Source organism: Mesorhizobium sp. M7A.F.Ca.CA.004.04.2.1 (assembly GCF_004022825.1).
GTDB lineage: Bacteria > Pseudomonadota > Alphaproteobacteria > Rhizobiales > Rhizobiaceae > Mesorhizobium.
Genome location: NZ_RZPH01000181.1, coordinates 1 through 836 on the forward strand (window position 1 = coordinate 1; position 836 = coordinate 836).

General features: G+C 64.6%; 1 protein-coding gene and 1 pseudogene. Both read left to right on the forward strand.

Translation table 11 applies throughout. The annotated features are described in order from the left end of the window. A partial coding sequence (locus EN893_RS10985; RefSeq protein WP_206640101.1) for a FliM/FliN family flagellar motor switch protein occupies window positions 1–219 on the forward strand: 219 nt, incomplete at its 5' end. A gap of 43 nt (window positions 220–262) precedes the next feature. Next, window positions 263–836 (forward strand): annotated as a pseudogene (locus EN893_RS39160) (flagellar motor switch protein FliG); the annotation flags it as partial.

An 836-nucleotide genomic window follows, 5' to 3' on the forward strand; every position in this document is an offset into this window, starting at 1 on the left:
GTCCAGATCATCCTCGGCAGCACCGAGATGCCGGTCTCCGATCTGATGGCCCTGCAAAAAGGGTCGACCGTGCCGCTCAATCGCCGCATCGGCGAGCCTGTCGACGTCGTGGTCAACGGCCGCAAGATCGCGCGCGGCGAGATCACCGTGCTGGAAAGCGATCCGTCGCGGTTCGGCATCAGGCTGACCGAAATCATCGCCGGCACGAAGGGCGCCTAGACATGGTTTGCGGGGCTTGCCGGTGGCAGCGGAGGCGAGTGGCATGACGACGCCGGTGACCTTGACCCGCGCGCAGAAGGCGGCCGCCATACTTGTGGCGATGGGCAAGCCGTCGGCCAGCCGCCTGCTGAAATTCTTCAAGCAGGAAGAACTGAAGGCCCTGATCGAGGGCGCCCGCCTGCTGCGGACGATTCCGCAAAGCGATCTTGAGCGCATCGTCGCCGAGTTCGAGGCCGAGTTCACGGAAGGGGCGGGATTGCTCGATTCCGCCGACAGGATGGACACCATCCTCAACGAATCGCTCTCGCCCGAAGAGATGAGCGCGATCATGGGCGACAAGAAATTCGAGGTCGCACCGGAAGGCCCGCCGCCGATCTGGCCCGAACTCGAAAAGCTCGAACCGGCGCGGCTTGGTGCCTTCCTGGCCGGCGAGCATCCGCAGACGGCGGCCATGGTGTTGTCGAAGCTGGCGCCGCAGGTGGCGGCCAACGTGCTGCTGACACTGACCAAGCCGATGCGTGGAGAAATCATCAAGCGCATGGTGACGATGGCCAATGTTCCCGACGCTGCCGCCAGGATCGTCGAAAACCGGCTGCGCGCCAGCGTGCTGGCGGAAA